Source organism: Desulfobacter sp. (genome assembly GCA_028768545.1).
GTDB lineage: Bacteria > Desulfobacterota > Desulfobacteria > Desulfobacterales > Desulfobacteraceae > Desulfobacter.
In genome coordinates this window covers 234,187-252,248 of sequence record CP054838.1, presented here as the reverse complement: position 1 = coordinate 252,248, position 18,062 = coordinate 234,187, and the positions used below count along the sequence as shown (strand labels likewise).

Here is an 18,062-nt window from a genome sequence, read left to right as displayed (position 1 = left end):
TGAATTTTTTCATGAATTGTGGCTTAACCTCATGGTTTTTTATGTTAATCTGACCTGTTTTTTCCCTGAAGAATCGGGAATGCAGGTGTTATTATATTGAAGGTGCAGGACGTGAAGATAAACGGATATCCAATACTATCAAACCGGGAAGTGACCGCCCTGATTAACCACGGGGATACCATTGCATTTTCCGGATTTACCCCGGCAGGCGGCGCCAAGGCAGTGCCTGCCATGCTGGCAGACCATGCCAGGGCTGAGCAGGCAAAGGGACGGCAGTTCCGGCTCAGGGTCCTGACCGGTGCCTCTTCCGGGGACTATATTGACAATGACCTGGCAGCGGCCAATGCCATTTCCTGGCGGGCCCCCTACCAGGGCGGCCGGGTGCTCAGGGACCAGATCAACCGCCAGGAGGTGGAATATGTGGACATGCATCTTTCCCACATGGCCCAGACCGTTGGGGCCGGGTTTTTCGGGAAGGTGGATGTGGCGGTTGTGGAGGCCACCGAGATCACCAGGGACGGGCGGGTGTTTTTATCCGCCTCCATTGGGGCCTCCCCCACCTGGCTGGCCTGTGCGGACAAGGTGATCATCGAGATCAACCATCGCCATTCTCCCAGGCTTCGGGAACTGGCTGATATTTTTATCATCCCACCCCCGCCCCGGCGCAGTCCCATTAATGTGCACGATCCCTTGACCAAGATCGGCTGGCCCTATGCCCAGGTGGACCCCGCAAAAGTGGTGGGCGTTGTGGAAAATGACGAGCCTGACCAGGTGGAAACCTTTGGCAGTGAAGACGAGGTCAGCCAGAAGATTGCCGGACATGTGATTGACTTCCTTTTGGCGGAAAAGGCGGCCAAACGAATTCCTCCTGAATTTTTTCCCCTCCAGGCCGGGGTGGGCAATACGGCCAATGCGGTCCTGGCCGGGCTGGGCCGCCATCCTGACATTCCGCCCTTTTACATGTATTCGGAAGTCTTCCAGGATGCCATGATGGATCTCATTGATGCGGGCAAGCTCCTTGGGGCCTCTGCCACAGCCCTGACCATTGTCCCGGACAAGCTTGAACAGCTGACCGACAACATGGACTTTTATGCCCAAAAAATCGTGCTCAGGCCCCAGGAAATCTCCAACCACCCCGGCATTATTCGGCGGCTGGGGGTGATTGCTCTGAACACGGCGCTGGAGATGGATATTTACGGGAATGTCAACTCCTCCCATGTTTTGGGGACCCATATCATGAACGGGGTGGGCGGCAGCGGGGAGTTTGCCCGGAACTCCCATCTTTCCATTTTCATGACCCCCTCCATTGCCAGGGGCGGTAAGATTTCAGCGGTGGTCCCCATGACCCCCCATGTGGACAACAATGAGCATTCAGTCCAGGTGGTGGTGACCGAACAGGGCCTTGCAGACTTAAGGGGACTTGGTCCACTGGAGCGGGCCGAAAAAATTATCAATACCTGTGCCCACCCGGCGTTTATACCTTATCTGCACCGGTACATTGAAAACAGTACCTGCGGTCATATCTGCCATGATCTCAGTGATTGTTTTGAATTGCACAGGAATTTCAAGGCATACGGCGCCATGCTGCCGGACCTATAATCCATTGATTTTTGGTCCTAGACCCGGTATGGATGACTTAGGTGAAAAACCCGTTTGGAGGCAAAGATGCGTTTTGAGTGCAACAGCCTGACCTTTACATATCCCGGCGCAGACAAGCCCGTGCTGGAAGATTTGAGTTTTTCCATGAATACCCCCGGGTTTAATGCGGTGTTCGGCCCTTCGGGTGCAGGGAAAACCTCTTTTGCCCGCCTGGTGGCAGGAAGTGGAAAAGAAGATTGCCTGGGGTTTCACGGGATTTCAACCGTGCTGTATTCCTATAATCAGGAACGGCTCCCCGGCTGGTCCAGTACCGGCAGTCATCTGGACAAGGTCTGTGCTGCGGACAAACAAAGACTTAAATCCGAGCTTATTCAAATATTCAGGTTGGAATCCCTGATGGGATCCAGGTTTTCCCAGCTTTCCATGGGTCAGCAGAATCGGATGAACCTCATCCGTTATTTGATCCAGGATTTTGACCTGCTCATTTTGGATGAAAGCCTGGCCAATGTAGATGAAGCCCTCAGGGAAATTATTATCCTGGCCATGAAGCGTATGTTTCCGGACAAGCTCTTTCTCTATATTTCCCACAATCTTCTGGAAGTGGCCCGGTTCTGCCGGGAGATTTTGATCCTGGGGACCTCGGACCGGGGGAGTCTGATTGTTCAGGGGCAGGATTATGCCCAGGGATATGAACTGGATAAAAAGTCCCTGAACAGGACCATGCTGGAGATCATGAATGCTGTTTAGACGGATTTACCAATTTTTTATTGTTTATATCCTGGGCCTTGCAGGGCTTTTGGCCATCAAGTACACCACCGGGCTGTCCGATTATGTGATTCCCGGGCTTGACCTGGTGGGAGAAACCGCCCTGCGCATGGCAGGGGAATATTTTTTTGATGTGCTCAACACCCTGTCCGTCACCATTTTGGGCCAGTTCATCTCCATTGCCATGGCCTTTACCGTGGGAATTCTGGGCAGAAAATCTTCCTGGGCAGGATCTTTTATCAAGGTCATGGCCTATAATATCCAGGCCTATCCCATTGTGGCCCTGGCCCCGATTATCTTTATTCTTCTGGGGGATGGATTCTTATCCAGGCTTCTCATTGCCTCCATGATCTGTTATTTTCCTTTGCTGCTCTCTGTTCTGGGAATCATGGCCTCGCCCATCAAGGATATCGAACATTTTTATATTGCCACAGGCCGGATGCGCTGGCAGCTGGAGGTGAAGATCCGCGCCTTTGAGAATTTGAGCAAGCTGGCCACGGTGATTGCAGGGTCGGCCACCCTGGCCATGGCCGGCACCATTGTGGCTGAATTCATTGCAGCCGATGCCGGCATCGGGTATAGTATCCGTATCGCCCTTTATCAGAGTGATCTGGCAGGCATTCTTGTGGCCCTGTTCATGATCGGCATTGTGATTTCCGTTTACCAGGGCATGCTTGAATCCCTGGGGGAACAGATGAAAACAAAATGGTCCGCACCCAAGGGAGGAGATTTATTATGAGTATCAGAAAAAAAACAATGATGACCCTGGGAATTATGGTCCTGGTCCTGGCCCTGGTGCCTTTGGCCCAGGCAGGAAACCGGCTGAATTACCGCCTTAAATGGTTGTTTAACACCAGCGTGGCTGGAGATATCATGGCCGATGCCGGCGGATTTTTTGCCCGGGAAGGCCTGGATGTCCGGGTCAAGGAAGGGGGCCCTGAAAAAAACGCCATCAAAGAACTGGAACTGGGGTATGCTGATTTTGGCGTGGCCTCTGCCGACCAGGTGATCCGGGCCCTGGACAAGGGGGCGGATGTGGTGGTTCTGGCCCAGCTCTTCCAGGTCAATCCCATGCAGTGGATCTACCGGGCAGACCAGCCCGAGATTCTCAGGCTCAAGGATTTGAAAAACAGGCATATCGGGGTGACCTATGGGGGCAACGACGAGACCATCATGAATACCCTTTTGGCCAAAGCAGGCCTCACCCACAAGGATGTCCGGATTTCCAGCGTACGGTTTGATTTCACCCCTTTTTTGAAAAAAGAGGTGGACATCTGGCCGGTGTACAGAAATTCCCAGGGCGTGATCCTGGAAGACAAGCTGGCCAGGGAAGGCGAAGGGGTGAAATTTTTCAATCCCGGTGATTTCGGGGTGAATTTTGTGGCCAATTCCGTGGTCACTTCGGGCAAGGCCATGCAAGAGAGGCCTGATCAGGTCAAGGCCTTTTTAAAGGCCCTTTTAGGGGCATGGGAATTTGCCATGGATCCGGCCAATGAAGCCCAGGTCCTGGCCCAGGTCAAAAAAAGGGACAAGGGCAGCCAGGATGATATCAGGCAAAAACAGCTGGCCGCCACACGGGTGCTGATCAAACCCTTTGCCCAGCTGAAAATAGGCACCATTGATACCCATGCCTGGAAACAGACCGAAGGTATCATGGCCGGGGAAAACCAGATTAAACACCCGGTAAATGTGGAGGGCCGCCTGGTAGGGCAAACCCTGATAAAGGAGCTCTGATGGGCCAGGCCCAGGTTCACATTCCTGAGAATATGATTCACCTGGGCCTGGGGCAGCCGGGAATCGATCTACTGCCCCTGGATCTGATTCAAAAGGCCTCTGCAACATTAACCGCCCAAAAGGATGCCTCATTTCTGGCCTATGGGGCTGCCCGGGGAAATCCCGGGATAAGACAGAGCCTGGCCCGGTTTTTAACCGGTCATACCCCCGTGGGTGTGGACCTGTCCAGGCTCATGGTCACCAATGGAAATTCCCAGGCCCTGGATTTGATCTGCACCCTGTTTTCAACCCCCGGGGACAAGGTGCTGGTGGAGGCCCCTACCTATTTTCTGGCCTTGAATATATTTGCCGACCACGGCCTGACCCCTGTTCCCCTGCCCATGGATGAACAGGGCCTGATCCCGGCAGCCCTGGAAGAGGCAATTAAAACCAACTGCCCGGCCTTTTTATACACCATTCCGTTTTTTCACAATCCCTCTTCTGTGACCCTTTCCCTTGAACGCCAGGAAGATCTGGCAACGATCAGTGCAGACCACGATTTAAAGCTGGTTTCGGATGAGGTTTATGAGTTTCTTTATTTTGACGCTCCCCCTCCGCCTTCTTTGGGCCGGTATCATGACCAATGTCCGGTTATGGCTTTGGGGTCTTTTTCAAAAATTCTGGCCCCGGGTCTGCGCCTGGGCTGGGTCCATGCCAATGCCGGTATTTTAAAAAAGCTCTCCGGGGCGGGATTGCTTAGAAGCGGGGGCGGGGTGAATCCTCTGGCCTCGGCAGTGGTGGACCAATTGATCCGGCAGGGGGACCTGGCCCCGCATATTAAAGGGTTAAGACAGACCTTTGAACAACGGTGTAACGCCTTGTGCCGAGAACTGAAACGCGTTCTACCCCGGACGGCTCGGTTCAAGACCCCTTTGGGCGGGTATTTTGTCTGGATACAATTTCCCGATACTGTGGATTGCCGACGGTTGAGGCCCATGGCCCAAGCCCGGGGGGTGGATTTTTATCCGGGCTGTTTTTTTTCTCCTAGAGGGCAGTTTTCATCCCGGATGCGCCTCTCATTTGCCCTATACGATGAAACCACCCTTGTCCAGGGGGCGGGCCGTCTGGGCAGGGCAATACAAGAGGTATATCCCGGCCTTTATTAATCTGTTCTGTATTTCCTTATCTGCTGGGTTACCGTCCGCTCACGGTATCGGAACGACAGCTTCTCGGCCTATGCCATTCGCAGTAAAGAACTACGGCTTCTCAGTCTGTGTTTTGCAGCTAAGGCAAAAACGCTTTGTGAAATATTCAGGTTAAGTCCTTTTCCGGGTCTGTAAATGAAATCTGAGCATCATGAGCAGGGCTGAGGCGCTCAGGTTGATGAGCAGTCCAAGCCAGATCCCGTAGATGCCCATGTGCCACCAGAAGGCCAGGGCACAGCCTGCGGGCAGGCCGATGATCCAATAGGCTGCAAGGGTCAGAAGAGTGGGGATTTTCATATCGGTCATTCCCCTTAAAATCCCGATGCCCACAGCCTGGGTGCCGTCGGAAATCTGGAAAAAGGCCACAATGACCAGCAAAGAGGCCGTGAGCTCCACGACCCGGGGATCAGAGATGTAAAATTCGGGAAGCCAATGCCTGAACAGGATAAAGCTGATGCCGGCCAGGGCCATGAGTCCTGTGCAGAGCAGAACCGCAGAGAATCCGGCCGCTCTGACATCCGCCCTGGCATGCCATAAAAGAGATGGAGGCCAGGTTCAATGCAATCTGGTGGGCTGCCAGTTCTTTGACCCCCATCCATCCCACAATCACCGAAGATGCGGCAAAAGCCGAGACCTCAAAAAAATATTGAAATGCCCCGGGGATCCCGATGCCCAGGAGCTGTCGCATCATCTGGAGATCAATTTTTTTGTATTTCAGGCTCGGATCAAACCGCTTGAGGGAGGGGGCGGTCATGATCACCACCCCAAGGCAGACTGCCATGAATGTTCTTGAGGCAAAGGTGGCAATGCCTGCACCCGTGAGCCCTAAGGCCGGGGCGCCCAGATTACCGAAGATAAATACCCAGTTGACAAGAATATTCACCAGGTTGGCCACCAGGGTGATGATCATGGCCGGGGCCAGAAAACTCACCCCTTCGGCAAATTGGCGAAAGGACTGGAAAATCATCAAAGGGAGCATGGACAGTCCCAGAACCTGCATATAGACAATGGCCGGTTCCACAATGGCCTGGGGCTGGTTCAGCATCCGGATGCTCTGGGCCGTTATGAAGGTTGCCCCCATGAGAATCATACCCGACAAGAGGTTGAGCAAAAGTCCCTGGCGGAGGACTGTCCCGCATTCTTTGTTCCTGCCCCCGCCCATGGCCATGGCCGAGAGCGGGGTCATGGCCATGGAGATGCCGATGCCGGTCACCATGATCAGGGTAAACAGCCCATTGCCGATGGCAGCGGCGGCCAGGGCGTCTGTTCCCACATGGCCCACCATGACATTGTCGGCAACCGACATGGTCAGCTGTCCGATCTGCCCCACAATGATGTGCAGGGAAAGCATCAGGGTATTTTTCATATGGCCGCTGGATGGTTTCATGGGGAATCTCTTTTCTCATTTTTATCAGGACCGCCCATTAAATACCATAATCGATCATAAATCAATCCCCGGACTGATCCCTGATCCACCATCAAAATACCATCTTCTTCGTTGCCTGGGTTTGCTCCTCCCTGCGGAGTATGACTTATACACCTCACTCGTCGCTCGCTTGGCGCCACAATATGGTACCGCCTGGTGGCCAGGAAAGCACAGAACATCCCAATATTTAAACAAATATGAAATTAGGCGGTGGATTTGGGTGATCCCTGATTCACCATCCAGGTTGTTTCCGATTGGTGGCCATGGGGTGCTTCGCCAAGGGAGTGCCTGCCCGGGAAAAATTAAAAAGAGGGAAGATATTAATTTTTTTATCAAGATTCGGGTTTATATTGATCTCAGGTCCGGGGCAGGTTAGTATGCTGAGTTAACCACTGAGTTTCCAGTCTCTTCAATTAGACGGGATTTTACCGGGGATTTCAAATTTCAAAGGACGAGACCATGAGATATTTACGCCTGTTTTTTTTATGTTCACTTTTGGTAATGGCAGCCCTGGGCCAGGTTTGCCGGTCAGCAGACCGTGGACGGAGAAAATGGACTGGCCGTTACCTTTTCCAGTGCCCTGGATTCCACCCAGGATTTTTCTCCCTATTTCCAACTTGAGCAGGATAATGGGCAAAAGGTGGAAGGGGCATGGATTTTGGCCGAAGATCCCCAGGTGGTTTATTTTACCCATGTTGAGCCGGATACAAGGTATAGGATTCGGGTTGATCAGGGGCTCAGGTCAAAATCAGGACAAATTCTGGCAGCGCCGGTTGTTTATGAGGTAACCACCCGGCCGGCAGAGCCCATGATCGTTTTCGGGTCCAAGGGGTTTCTTCTGCCCTCAAAGCTGGTGCGGGGGCTGCCCGTGGACACGTTGAATATCAAACAGGCAGACATTGATTTTTTCAGGATAAAACCTGAGAAGCTTGCGGAATTTAAAAAGAATTTCGGGTCTAAAAATTATATCTATTATTACCAGAGCGGTGACCTTGCCAAGGTGGCAGACCTTGTTTATTCAGGCCGGTGGGATCTGGATATTAAAAAGGATTTAAGGACCCGGGTGAATATCCCCATCACCCATATCCAGGAGTTGAAACCTGCGGGCATTTATTTTGCCGTCCTGCAAGGATCCGGGATTTACGAGTACGGATATAACAGCACCTGGTTTACCATTTCAGATCTGGGTATTCATGCCAGGGTCTATGCCCAGTCCATGGATTTTTTCGTCCAGAGCCTTGAAACCTCCCGGCCTGTTAAAAATGCCCGGGTTGAGGGGTTTGATAGAAAGGGAAACGCTTTGTTTGAAAAACAGACCGATACCCATGGCAGGGCAGCCGTACTCGGGAATACAGAAAAACTTTCCCTGGTCTCTGTCTCCCGTGGCAGCCAGGTGACCCTCATGCCCATGGATGTGCCCGGACTGGATCTTTCAGAGTTTAAAACCGGGCCTGCCCTGTTCCGGCCGGTGGATCTTTTTGTCTACGGTCCCAGGGATATCTACCGCCCGGGAGAAATTGTTTACCTGGACGGGATTCTGCGCAGCTATGACAGAAATATGACTCCTGGCCTGCCCATCTATGCAAGGGTGATCCAGCCCGACGGCCGGATGATCCGGGAATTTACCTGGAAGGCCGGTCCCCAGAATCATTATTCCGGAAAGGTGCAGTTGCCGGCCAATGCATTGACCGGAAAATGGCGGGTGGAATTCCGCCACGGGACAGGAGAGCTTGAACCCTACCCCTTTGTGGTGGCTGAGTTTCTGCCCGAGCAGATGAAGCTTGTCATTGATGAAGATGAAAAAATTCAGGACAAAAAACAGGATCTGGAAATAAGGCTCCAGGGAGATTTCTTATACGGTGCCCCTGCATCTGGTCTTTGGGCCAATGCCCTGGTCCATGTCAAGCCGGCAAGGGAATTGTTCAAGGACCAATGGCCGGGGTTTGAGTTCGGCGGAATCAAGGGGCTGATCAATACCTCTTTTACCAGTGATGATATTCGCCTGGACGATGACGGAAAAGGGGTGATTCCCGTGGAACGCCAATGGGAAAAGGTGATCTCTCCCCATTGGGTCACGGCCAATGTCAGCCTTTATGGCTCCGGTGGCAGGCCGGTGGTCAGGAATACATCCTGGCAGGTCTGGCCGGCCAATACCCTGGTGGGTATCCGGAATATCTCCTCTGCAGAAGAGGATCCCCACCAGGTGGCCAATGACAGTGTTGCCGCCTTTGAGGTGATCCTGGCAGACAGGAGAGGAACACTTTTGGGGGCAAAAGGGCTTAAGGCCACCATTATCCGGGAGCACCGGGAGTATTATTGGGAATTTAAAAACGGGGAATGGCATTGGGGATCCACCAGCCAGTTTTATCCAATGGATCGCTTTTCCCTGGATATTTCAAAGGCAGGCAAGGCCCGGGTCAATGTTCCGGTTAAATGGGGAGGGTACCGGCTTGAAATTGAAAATCCAGAGACCGGTTTGACCTCTGCTTTTACCTTTTGGGCCGGATGGCGGCCCGATTCGGGCAGGGAGATGAACCGGCCGGACCGGGTGGATCTGTTTCTTGACCGGCCAGCCTATCTGGCCGGTGAAAAGGCCATGGTCACGGTAAAGGCGCCCAAAGGCGGCAAGGGGTTTTTGTTTGTGGAAGCAGATAAAAACCTGCTGACCCTGGCTGCCGTGGATGTGGGTATCCTCAACCTCACCAAATTTAAAACGCCCTCTCCCTTTGATTATTTTTTCCAGACCCGGCAATACGGGGCCCAGCTTCATGATGTTTACCAGAAACTCATTGAGGCCGGAAAAGAGGGGGATGCCAGCCAGCGTTTCGGCGGGGATGCCCCCAGCCTGACCCGGGGCGGTGACCGGCCTGCCACGGATGTGCAGATTGTGGCCATGCGCAAGCTGGCCTTGAACACAGATGACCAGGGCCGGGCGGTTTTTAACCTGGATCTTCCTGATTTTGACGGCAGCCTCAGGCTCATGGCCGTGGCCCATACAGTACATGAGTTCGGGGCCGCAGACCGGGAAATGGTCCTGGCCTCTCCATTGGTGGTCCAGGCTACCATGCCCCGATTTCTGGCCTGCAGGGACAGGGGAGAACTGCTTTTGGATTTTCATAATTTAACAGACCGTCCCCAGTCTTTAACCCTGGAAACCGAGGTGTTCGGCCCGATTTCCTTCCAGGGAGAGCGGGTAAGCTCTCTGGAGCTGGCGCCAAATGCCAAAACCGCAGTCCGGTTAAACATGACGGCCGGCACACGGCCGGGCCGGGCACAGATGACCTGCAGGATCAAGGGGTTAAATGTGAACGGAGAATCCAGGGAGATGGAAAAAAAATGGTTTTTGGAAACCCGGTCTGCCTATCCGCCCCTGACCCGGATATGGAAAACCCAGATCCCCCCCAATGGGGTATTTGAACTGGCGTCTGCCGATGTTCACGCATTGGTGCCGGAAACGGTCAATGTCCGGGCCGGCCTGGGTACCGAGCCTGTGATAAATCTGGCCGACCATGTGAGCCAGCTTTTTGCCTATCCTTACGGATGCCTGGAACAGACCGTCTCAGGCCTATTTCCCCATGTTTTTTTAACTGAGAGCGATTTTTCAGCCCTGGGGCTTAAAACTCATTCCAAAGAGGAGACTGAAACCAAGATTCGTCTCGGGATCCAGCGGCTTCTGGAAAAACAAAAGAGTTCAGGGGGATTTGGCCTCTGGGACGGTAAGAGTCCTGAAAGCGCCTGGCTCACTGCCTATGCCGCCTTTGTCCTGGCCCGTGTCCAGTCTTTAGGCCTTGGAGATGCCCGGTCGGTATTTGCCTATGTGGACAAATACGGGAGCAATTGCCTGGGCCTGGTCCAGGCCGGGGTGGCCCAGAGTCTTGCCGGGGACCGGCATACTGCGGTCAAAGCCTTTGACCTGGCCATTAAAACCCAGCGGGATCCCGAGACCTATCTGGGAGATTACGGATCCAATGTCCGTGATTTTTCCGCGGCCTATTATTATCTGTCCACCTATTTCCCCGAATACAGGTACCGGGCCTTGTTTCTGCACGAATTGGACGCGGCCCTGGCAGATCGTGAATGGCTTTCCACCCAGGAACGCAACGCCCTTGTCATGGCCGGGGCCTTGCAGCCAAAGGGTTTAAAATTAAAAACAGGGGCAAGACTGACCTTTATCTTAATCTGGTCCTGGCAGGATATCCCAATACCATGCCTGCTCCCCAAAGCCTTGGGGTCTCTGTGTCACGCAGGTTCTTGGATCCCAAGGGCAAGCCTGTTCAGGTGTCAAAGGTGAAATCCGGAGACCGGATCATTGTGGAATTGAAAATAAAATCAAAAAAACACATGCCCCCGCCCCTGGTGGAAGACATGTACCGGCCCGATCAGGTTTCACCCCTTTATCTTGAGGCCTTGCTGGCCTATGAGGACCAATGGTTTTATTACCATCCCGGCATCAATCCATTTGCCCTGTCCAGGGCCATGGTCCAGAATATTGTCCATGGCCGGGTGGTTTCCGGGGGATCCACCCTGACCATGCAGGTGGCCAGAATCCTTAATCGTAAAGGTCCGGGCCCAAGCCTTGGCAGAAAATTCGGGCAGATGCTCAGGGCAGTCCAGCTTGAGGCGCATTTGACCAAGGATGAGATCCTTGGCCTCTACCTGACCCATGCCCCTTTTGGGGCCAATATCCAGGGGGTCAGGGCCGGTGCCTTTACCTGGCTGGGCAAGGATACTGCCGAGCTGACCCGTGCAGAGGCCGCTCTTCTGGCCGTTCTTCCCCAGGTCCCTTCACGGTACCGGCCGGACCGGCATCCGCTCCGGGCCCAAAAGGCCAGAAACAAGGTATTGGAACGGCTGGCCAGGTTTAATATCTGGTCCCGAACCCAGGTTGAATCGGCCCGTCAGGAACCCGTGATTCCCTTTAGATTTCCAAGTCCTCTGGCCGCCCCTTTGGCTGCAAGGCGGCTTCGGGCCCAAATTCCGGGCCAGGGGGTGATCCATTCCCTTTTAGATTATGAGCTTCAGGTCCATCTGGCTGAACTGGTGAAAACCTATATGGTCTCCCTGCCCCCGGGGCAGTCCGGGGCGGTCATGGTGGTCAACCATAAAACTAACGGGGTAAAGGCCTATGTGGGGTCTGGAGATTTTTTTTCCCCCTCCTGCCAGGGCCATGTGGACATGGTACAGGCTTTCCGGTCTCCGGGCTCGACCCTCAAGCCCTTTATTTACGGCCTGGCCATGGACGCAGGCCTTGTCCATTCCCATTCCATGCTTTTGGATTTGCCCAGGTTCGGCAAGTCCTATGACCCGGGGAATTTTACCCGGGGGTTTGCAGGCCCGGTCACGGTCACCCGGGCCCTTCGGGATTCTTTGAACCTGCCGGCAGTCCAGGTGCTAGAGGCCTATGGCCCGGCCCGTTTTCATGACAGATTGAAAAATGGGGGGGCTAGGTTTAAATTCAAGGGACAACCCAACCTGTCCATGGCCCTGGGCGGGGTGGGCACCAACCTGGAATCCTTGGTCATCCTTTATTCGGCACTGGCCCGGAATGGGGTTGCGGCCCGGCCCCGGCTGACCCCTTCGGACCCGGTCAAAGAGCGATACCTCATGAGTCCCGGGGCGGCCTGGATTATCTGGAAGATTTTGTCCCGGCCCCTGCCCGGCCGTGAAGGGGTTGTCCGATTGTCAGGGGCGTTGCCTGTGGCCTGGAAAACCGGAACTTCCTATGGGTTCAGGGATGCCTGGGCCATGGGGATCAAGGGAGATTATCTGGTGGGGGTGTGGATCGGCCGGCCTGACGGTTCTCCGTCTCCCGGTCAGTACGGGGCTGTGACGGCCGTGCCGCTCATGGCAAGGGTCATGGAATGTCTCCCGCGCTCCCCAACAAAGGCCGTCCCGCCTGACTCGGTCAGCCGGGAGAGCATATGCTGGCCTTCGGGACGGGCGGAGTCCAGGATGCGCAACCAGGCGGTTGGGGCCTGTGCCCGGCGGCACAAGGCCTGGATTCTGGACCAGAAATTTCCTTCTACCCTTACCGGAGAAACCGGTATCTGCGCCCCCCTTGTCCGGACCCTCTGGGTGGATACAGAGGGCCGGCGGGCCACCCCCCTGTGCGGGGGGGTAAAGAAAATGGCTGTCAGCCTATGGCCATGGCAGGCAGAACCCTTTATCCCGGCTCAATGGCAGCGGTCTAACATCATCCCCGGAGACGCTGACGCCTGTCCGGGTCTGGCCCCTCTGGTTCTGCCCCGGATCAGGATTGTTTCTCTGTCCGATGGGAGTATCCTCTCCTGCCAGCCCGGGGAAAAGAATCGAGCCCGCCTTCCCCTCAAAGCCCTGGGTGGCCGGGGGGAAATTCATTGGTTTCTCAACCAAAAAGTCCTGGTAAGGGGAGGTGCCAATGCGTCCATGTCCATTCCCCTGCCCGGCCCGGGGGATTATCAGCTGGTTGCAATGGATGCGACCGGCAACTCAGGCCGGGTCAATTTCAGGGTGATTGCTTCTCCCCCCTGATGCCCGGGTATCCGTCGATAAAACGCCCCCTCGCAGGCCTGATTTTTAATTTTTTCCTGGCAGTGAAATGATTGCATCCGGGGCGTTCAGGAGCTTTATTGCTTCATGGATGGGGCAACACCCAGGTTGAGCCGCTATAGGGGATCGCCCGCCAGGATGATTTTCCAGGATCACGTGCATAAGGCCGGTGTCGGTTTTACCTGGGGATGTCTTTTAGGGAACTCAAAAAAGAACGGCTCAATCAAATTTCCCGGCTGATGATACGCAGCCCTTCAAGGGTCAGGGACTGGTCTACATATTCAATGGTCTGGGAGACTTCGGCAATGAGAGGGGCCAATCCGCCTGTGGCAATGATCATTAGGGCCGAGTCCATTTCCCGGGCCATACGGCTTACCATTCCGTCTACCATGGCTGCGTTTCCGTAGATGATGCCTGATTGGATGCTTTCAATGGTGTCTTTTCCAATGACCTGTTCCGGTGCTTTGAATATTTCCACTCTGGGCAGCCTGGAAGCCCTTTGGAACAGGGCTTCGGAAGAGATCATCACCCCGGGGCAGATGGCACCCCCCAGGTATTCGCCTTTTTGGGTGATGGCGTCAAATGTGGTTGCCGTGCCGAAATCGATAATGATCAATGCCTGTTGATGTTTTTTAAAGGCTGCCACGGCATTGACAATGCGGTCCGCACCCACTTCATTGGGGTTGGAATAGAGAATGGGCATGAGTTTTTTGACAGATCTGGGATTGATCCACACAGGAGAGAGGTTGAGATAGCGTTGGCAAAATGCATTTAAAATCCTTACGGACGAGGGAACCACGGAAGAAATAACGATTTTGGTGATGGCAGAGGTCTCCATGCCCTTGTCTGAGAACAGGGCCTGTGCCAGGACGTTGAACTCGTCTGCCGTATTTTCCCGGACCGTCCGGATCCGCCAATCGTGTTTGAGGTCATCGTTTTCATATACACCGATCACTGTATTGGTATTGCCGACATCAATCACCAGCAGCATGGGCTTCTCCTTGTTTGGGGCTATTCAATTTTAACGGTAAATACCTGGGGGGATGCATGGGTCATGGCCAGGTCAACAGGGATATTAATATAGGCGTGCCGGGCAGAGACTCCTTTTTTAAGGCCTTTGAGGTCCATAAAGGCAAAAATTTGGTCTGTCACGGCTTTATTCCCAAGGGTTTCCTGGGGACCTTTGATTTCAACGGTGATAAAGGCCGGCTCAATGCTCGCCTTTCCCGGGCTGTTTCGAATCTGGATGGGCAGGTTCTCAATCTTTTTTGTTCCTGTCAGGGCCTGAATGGGCACGGTGACAATAAACATGGGCTGACTGGAAGAAAAGAGCAGAGGGTTTTCAAGGTCCAGGGGGACCTCTTTTTTAAAGGCTTCGTTTGCATTGCCCAGGTCAACGGGCTTGGTCCGGAGCTGAACAATTTTATTGATCAGGGACTGGGCCCCGGTCAGGTCTACGGTTGAAGGCTCACAGGCCGGGGCCAGGGCCATGTGACCCTTGGCTGGATCACCGGTATAGGGCACGCTGACCTTGAAGGTTCGGGTGACCTTTTTTTCCAGGCGGACGCTCAAATAGGACGGGCTGATATCAAGGATGTGTATTGAGGGATTCATGGGAATACGGGTGCGGTCCACGGGCAGCAGATAGGTGCCCTGTTCAATGGAGTCTGAATCCCCTGCAGGATCAAATTCAAGGTCGGTGTAGAGGTCGGCAGGATAAAGGATGGTCTTTTTGTTGAGCTGCTCAATATGCCGGGGATTTCCCTTGATTCGGATTTCGATTTTGTCCGTGTGAAATTGGGTCAGGACCATATCTTCAGGGACATTGGAAAAATCCACGGGCAGCAGCAGATGGGTTTCCACAGGTTCTGTGGTGCAGCCCCAGACAAGGAAAAGAAATAAAAAGGCCAGGCAGGCCCGGATATGTTTCAGATCAGGCATTCCTGATGGCGTCAATGATACGGGTAAAAGAGGAAATCCGCTGAACATCATGGACCCTGACAATATGGGCCCCGTTCATGAGAGAGGCGGCACAGGCCGCCAAGGTGCCGTATTCCGTTCCCAGATCATCCGGTGCTGTTTTTTTCCCCGAGGCCTGGCTCAGGATATGCTGGATAAAGGATTTTCTCGACGGCCCCATGAGGATTGGAAACCCCATGGCTGTGAGCCTGTGAAGCTCCTTGATCAGCACCAAATTGTGATTCACGGTCTTTCCAAACCCAATCCCCGGGTCCAGGATGATCTTGTCCCGGGCAATGCCCCGGGACAGTGAAAAATCAACCCGTTCCTGGAGATAGGTGGTGATTTCCCCCATGAGGTCATTGTAGCTGGGGTTGACCTGCATGGTTTCCGGGGTCCCTCTCATGTGCATGAGAATCACCGGCGCCCGGGTTTCAGCTGCCAAATCTGCCATGGCCGGATCTTTTTCAAAGGCTGAAATATCATTGATGATGGCGGCGCCGGCATCCAGGGCAGCCCGGGCCACCGAAGATTTTACCGTATCAATGGATATGGGAACATCAATCTCTTTGGCCAGGGCCTCGATCACCGGGATGGTCCGGTCCATCTCTTCCTGGTCTGAAACGGGCTGGGCAAAGGGCCTAGAGGATTCACCCCCGATGTCAAGAATATGGGCCCCGGCCTTGACCAGTTGTCGGCCCTGGGCCGTTGCCGTTTCCAGAGAGTTGAACCGCCCGCCGTCGGAAAAAGAATCCGGGGTGGTGTTTAATATGCCCATAATGCAGGCGTACGACCCCAGATCAAGTCGGAAACGGCCGAACTCAAGTGTAAACGCATTCATTGCCGGCATGGAAGGCTCCTTTGAATTAATCCTCTTTTTTATCCGTATCTTCGGGATCTTCATTCGGCGTTTTGGCGCCTGGAAACTCCAGGATGTCCCCCTCTTCTTCTTCCGTGTCATCGGGTGATTCCGACTTTTCGTTTTCCCTTGCCTCTCTGGCCTCCTGCTCTGTCGGAGGTTCAGGTGCTGTGCGGACGTTTTTCCGGCCGAAAAAATCAAACTCCGGCCTCATCTGAGCAATTAGATCATCCAATTCCGGCCCCATGATGGTCTCTTCTTCAATGAGCAAATCGGTAAGGGCATGGAGAATATCAATGTTCTCTTCCAGAATTTTTTGGGCCGTGGCATAGGCACGGTCAATCACGGCAGCCACCTCGGCATCAATTTTCTGGGCCGTATTTTCGGAATAGGTCTTGGCCTGGGTCATTTCCCTGCCGATGAAGATGTTGTCATCATGGTCCTCATAGGAGAGGGGGGCCAGGTTGTCACTCATGCCGAAGCTTCGGATCATCCGGTTGGCAAGCTTTGTGGCCTGTTTGATATCATTGGAAGCCCCTGTGGAGATCCGGCTGAAAATGACCTCTTCAGCCACCCGGCCGCCAAAGGCAATGGCCAGCTCGTTTTCCAATTGGTCCTTGTATTTGAAATCCCCCTCTTCGGGCAGAAACCAGGTCACACCCGCGGCCCGTCCCCTGGGGATGATGGTGATTTTGTTCACGGCATCCGTACCGGGCAGGAACCTTGCCACCAGGGCATGGCCGCCTTCGTGGTAAGCGGTTGTCTTTTTCTCTTCTTCCTTGATGACCTTGGACTTACGTTCAAGGCCCATGTAAACCTTGTCCTTGGCATCTTCAAAATCACGCATGGACAATTTTTCATGATCTCTTTTGGCTGCCAAAAGGGCGGCCTCGTTGACCAGATTTTCAAGGTCCGCCCCTGAAAATCCCGGAGTCCCTTTGGCCAGAATGGACGGATCCACATCATTACCCAAAGGACTTTTTTTCATGTGAACCCGTAAAATGCCTTCCCTGCCCCTGATATCGGGCATGTCCACTACAACCTGACGGTCAAAACGACCCGGCCTCAGCAGGGCCGGATCCAGAACGTCTGCCCGGTTGGTGGCGGCCATGAGAATTACCCCTTCATTGGACTCAAACCCGTCCATTTCAACCAACAGCTGGTTGAGTGTCTGTTCCCGTTCGTCATGGCCTCCGCCCAATCCAGCACCGCGCTGGCGGCCCACGGCATCAATTTCATCAATAAAGATGATGCAGGGGGCGTTCTTTTTCCCCTGGGCAAAAAGATCCCTGACTCTGGAGGCACCCACGCCCACAAACATTTCAACAAAGTCCGAACCTGAGATGGTGAAAAAGGGTACGCCTGCCTCTCCGGCAACGGCACGGGAGAGCAGGGTTTTACCGGTCCCCGGATTTCCCACGAGAAGAACACCTTTGGGGATTCTGCCCCCCAGGCGGGTATATTTATCCGGATTTTTCAGAAAATCAACGACTTCGGTCAGCTCTTCCTTGGCTTCGTCTATCCCTTCCACATTGGCAAAGGTGACTTTTTCCCCTTTGTCATCTATGAGCCTGGCCCGGCTTTTACCAAAGGAGAGGGCCTTGCCTCCGCCGCCGCCCTGCATCTGGCGCATGAAAAATATCCATACCCCGATGAGAACGATCATGGGCAGCCAGGAGACCACAATGGACATGAACCATGAGGATTCAGCAGGCGGCTTGGCCTTGATGGCCACCCCGCTGGCCCGAAGGGTCTTGATCATTTCTCCGTCATCCGGGGCAAAGCTTCTGTAACGGGTCCCGCTGGAATCGGTAATATACAGCTCCTGGCCCTGGATAACCACATTCTGGACCCGGCCGTCTTCCACCAGGGATAAAAATTCCGAATACCCGATATCTGCCTGGCCGGCCTGCTGCTGGTTGAAAATATTATAGAGCATGACCATCATCAGGACAATGACCAGCCACAGGGAAATGTTTTTATAAAATTGATTCAATGTTATTTTTCT

General features: G+C 53.9%; 13 protein-coding genes. 7 read left to right on the top strand and 6 right to left on the bottom strand.

Annotation, left to right across the window (positions count from 1 at the left end):
- The first annotated feature begins 111 nt into the window (after positions 1-111).
- From HUN05_01170 to HUN05_01150, 5 genes are all read left to right on the top strand, one after another.
- Positions 112-1,599: a succinate CoA transferase gene (locus HUN05_01170; GenBank protein ID WDP83946.1), complete on the top strand. Its 1,488-nt coding sequence runs from the start codon at positions 112-114 to the stop codon at positions 1,597-1,599.
- A 66-nt stretch (positions 1,600-1,665) separates the two neighbouring features.
- Positions 1,666-2,346: an ATP-binding cassette domain-containing protein gene (locus HUN05_01165; GenBank protein ID WDP83945.1), complete on the top strand. Its 681-nt coding sequence runs from the start codon at positions 1,666-1,668 to the stop codon at positions 2,344-2,346.
- Entirely contained in the window at positions 2,336-3,103 is a 768-nt protein-coding gene (locus HUN05_01160) for an ABC transporter permease subunit (GenBank protein WDP83944.1), read from the top strand. The genes HUN05_01165 and HUN05_01160 overlap by 11 nt, the downstream gene beginning before the upstream one ends.
- Positions 3,100-4,098 (top strand): ABC transporter substrate-binding protein, encoded by a 999-nt coding sequence (locus tag HUN05_01155; GenBank protein ID WDP83943.1) that lies wholly within the window; start codon positions 3,100-3,102, stop codon positions 4,096-4,098. The genes HUN05_01160 and HUN05_01155 overlap by 4 nt, the downstream gene beginning before the upstream one ends.
- Positions 4,098-5,243, top strand: coding sequence for a PLP-dependent aminotransferase family protein (locus tag HUN05_01150; protein WDP83942.1), 1,146 nt, complete (start codon positions 4,098-4,100; stop codon positions 5,241-5,243). The genes HUN05_01155 and HUN05_01150 overlap by 1 nt, the downstream gene beginning before the upstream one ends.
- A gap of 150 nt (positions 5,244-5,393) precedes the next feature.
- On the opposite strand, the gene HUN05_01145 is transcribed toward HUN05_01150, so the two are convergent.
- Positions 5,394-5,753, bottom strand: coding sequence for a hypothetical protein (locus HUN05_01145; GenBank protein WDP87866.1), 360 nt, complete (start codon positions 5,751-5,753; stop codon positions 5,394-5,396).
- Positions 5,689-6,669 carry an MATE family efflux transporter gene (locus HUN05_01140; GenBank protein WDP83941.1) on the bottom strand — a complete coding sequence of 327 codons (981 nt, stop codon included), beginning with the start codon at positions 6,667-6,669 and terminating at the stop codon, positions 5,689-5,691. Before HUN05_01140 ends, HUN05_01145 begins: the two co-directional genes overlap by 65 nt.
- Positions 6,670-7,246: 577 nt before the next feature.
- On the opposite strand from HUN05_01140, the gene HUN05_01135 reads away from it, so the two are divergent.
- Both HUN05_01135 and pbpC read left to right on the top strand, forming a co-directional pair.
- Entirely contained in the window at positions 7,247-10,999 is a 3,753-nt protein-coding gene (locus HUN05_01135) for a hypothetical protein (protein WDP83940.1), read from the top strand.
- Positions 10,915-13,218, top strand: a complete 2,304-nt coding sequence (gene pbpC / locus HUN05_01130) for a penicillin-binding protein 1C (protein WDP83939.1) — start codon at positions 10,915-10,917, stop codon at positions 13,216-13,218. Before HUN05_01135 ends, pbpC begins: the two co-directional genes overlap by 85 nt.
- Before the next feature lie 241 nt (positions 13,219-13,459).
- Here pbpC and HUN05_01125 read toward each other — a convergent pair whose 3' ends face one another.
- The 4 genes from HUN05_01125 to HUN05_01110 are packed head-to-tail and all read right to left on the bottom strand — an operon-like array spanning position 13,460 to position 18,050.
- Complete coding sequence (locus HUN05_01125; GenBank protein WDP83938.1) at positions 13,460-14,227, bottom strand: type III pantothenate kinase; 768 nt, start codon at positions 14,225-14,227, stop codon at positions 13,460-13,462.
- A gap of 20 nt (positions 14,228-14,247) precedes the next feature.
- Positions 14,248-15,177, bottom strand: a complete 930-nt coding sequence (locus tag HUN05_01120; GenBank protein WDP83937.1) for a YbbR-like domain-containing protein — start codon at positions 15,175-15,177, stop codon at positions 14,248-14,250.
- Positions 15,170-16,036 (bottom strand): dihydropteroate synthase, encoded by an 867-nt coding sequence (gene folP, locus HUN05_01115; GenBank protein ID WDP87865.1) that lies wholly within the window; start codon positions 16,034-16,036, stop codon positions 15,170-15,172. The genes HUN05_01120 and folP overlap by 8 nt, the downstream gene beginning before the upstream one ends.
- Positions 16,037-16,061: 25 nt before the next feature.
- Positions 16,062-18,050: an ATP-dependent metallopeptidase FtsH/Yme1/Tma family protein gene (locus HUN05_01110; protein WDP83936.1), complete on the bottom strand. Its 1,989-nt coding sequence runs from the start codon at positions 18,048-18,050 to the stop codon at positions 16,062-16,064.
- Positions 18,051-18,062: the final 12 nt, after the last annotated feature.

Bases quoted from the DNA above. Each gene is read 5' to 3' on its own strand.
- HUN05_01160 (WDP83944.1), top strand. From the start codon at position 2,336: ATGCTGTTTAGACGGATTTACCAATTTTTTATTGTTTATATCCTGGGC.
- HUN05_01120 (WDP83937.1), bottom strand. From the start codon at position 15,177: ATGCCTGATCTGAAACATATCCGGGCCTGCCTGGCCTTTTTATTTCTT.
- HUN05_01140 (WDP83941.1), bottom strand. From the start codon at position 6,669: ATGAAACCATCCAGCGGCCATATGAAAAATACCCTGATGCTTTCCCTG.
- HUN05_01150 (WDP83942.1), top strand. From the start codon at position 4,098: ATGGGCCAGGCCCAGGTTCACATTCCTGAGAATATGATTCACCTGGGC.
- HUN05_01165 (WDP83945.1), top strand. From the start codon at position 1,666: ATGCGTTTTGAGTGCAACAGCCTGACCTTTACATATCCCGGCGCAGAC.
- HUN05_01125 (WDP83938.1), bottom strand. From the start codon at position 14,227: ATGCTGCTGGTGATTGATGTCGGCAATACCAATACAGTGATCGGTGTA.
- HUN05_01155 (WDP83943.1), top strand. From the start codon at position 3,100: ATGAGTATCAGAAAAAAAACAATGATGACCCTGGGAATTATGGTCCTG.
- HUN05_01145 (WDP87866.1), bottom strand. From the start codon at position 5,753: ATGGCCCTGGCCGGCATCAGCTTTATCCTGTTCAGGCATTGGCTTCCC.
- pbpC (WDP83939.1), top strand. From the start codon at position 10,915: ATGCCTGCTCCCCAAAGCCTTGGGGTCTCTGTGTCACGCAGGTTCTTG.
- folP (WDP87865.1), bottom strand. From the start codon at position 16,036: ATGAATGCGTTTACACTTGAGTTCGGCCGTTTCCGACTTGATCTGGGG.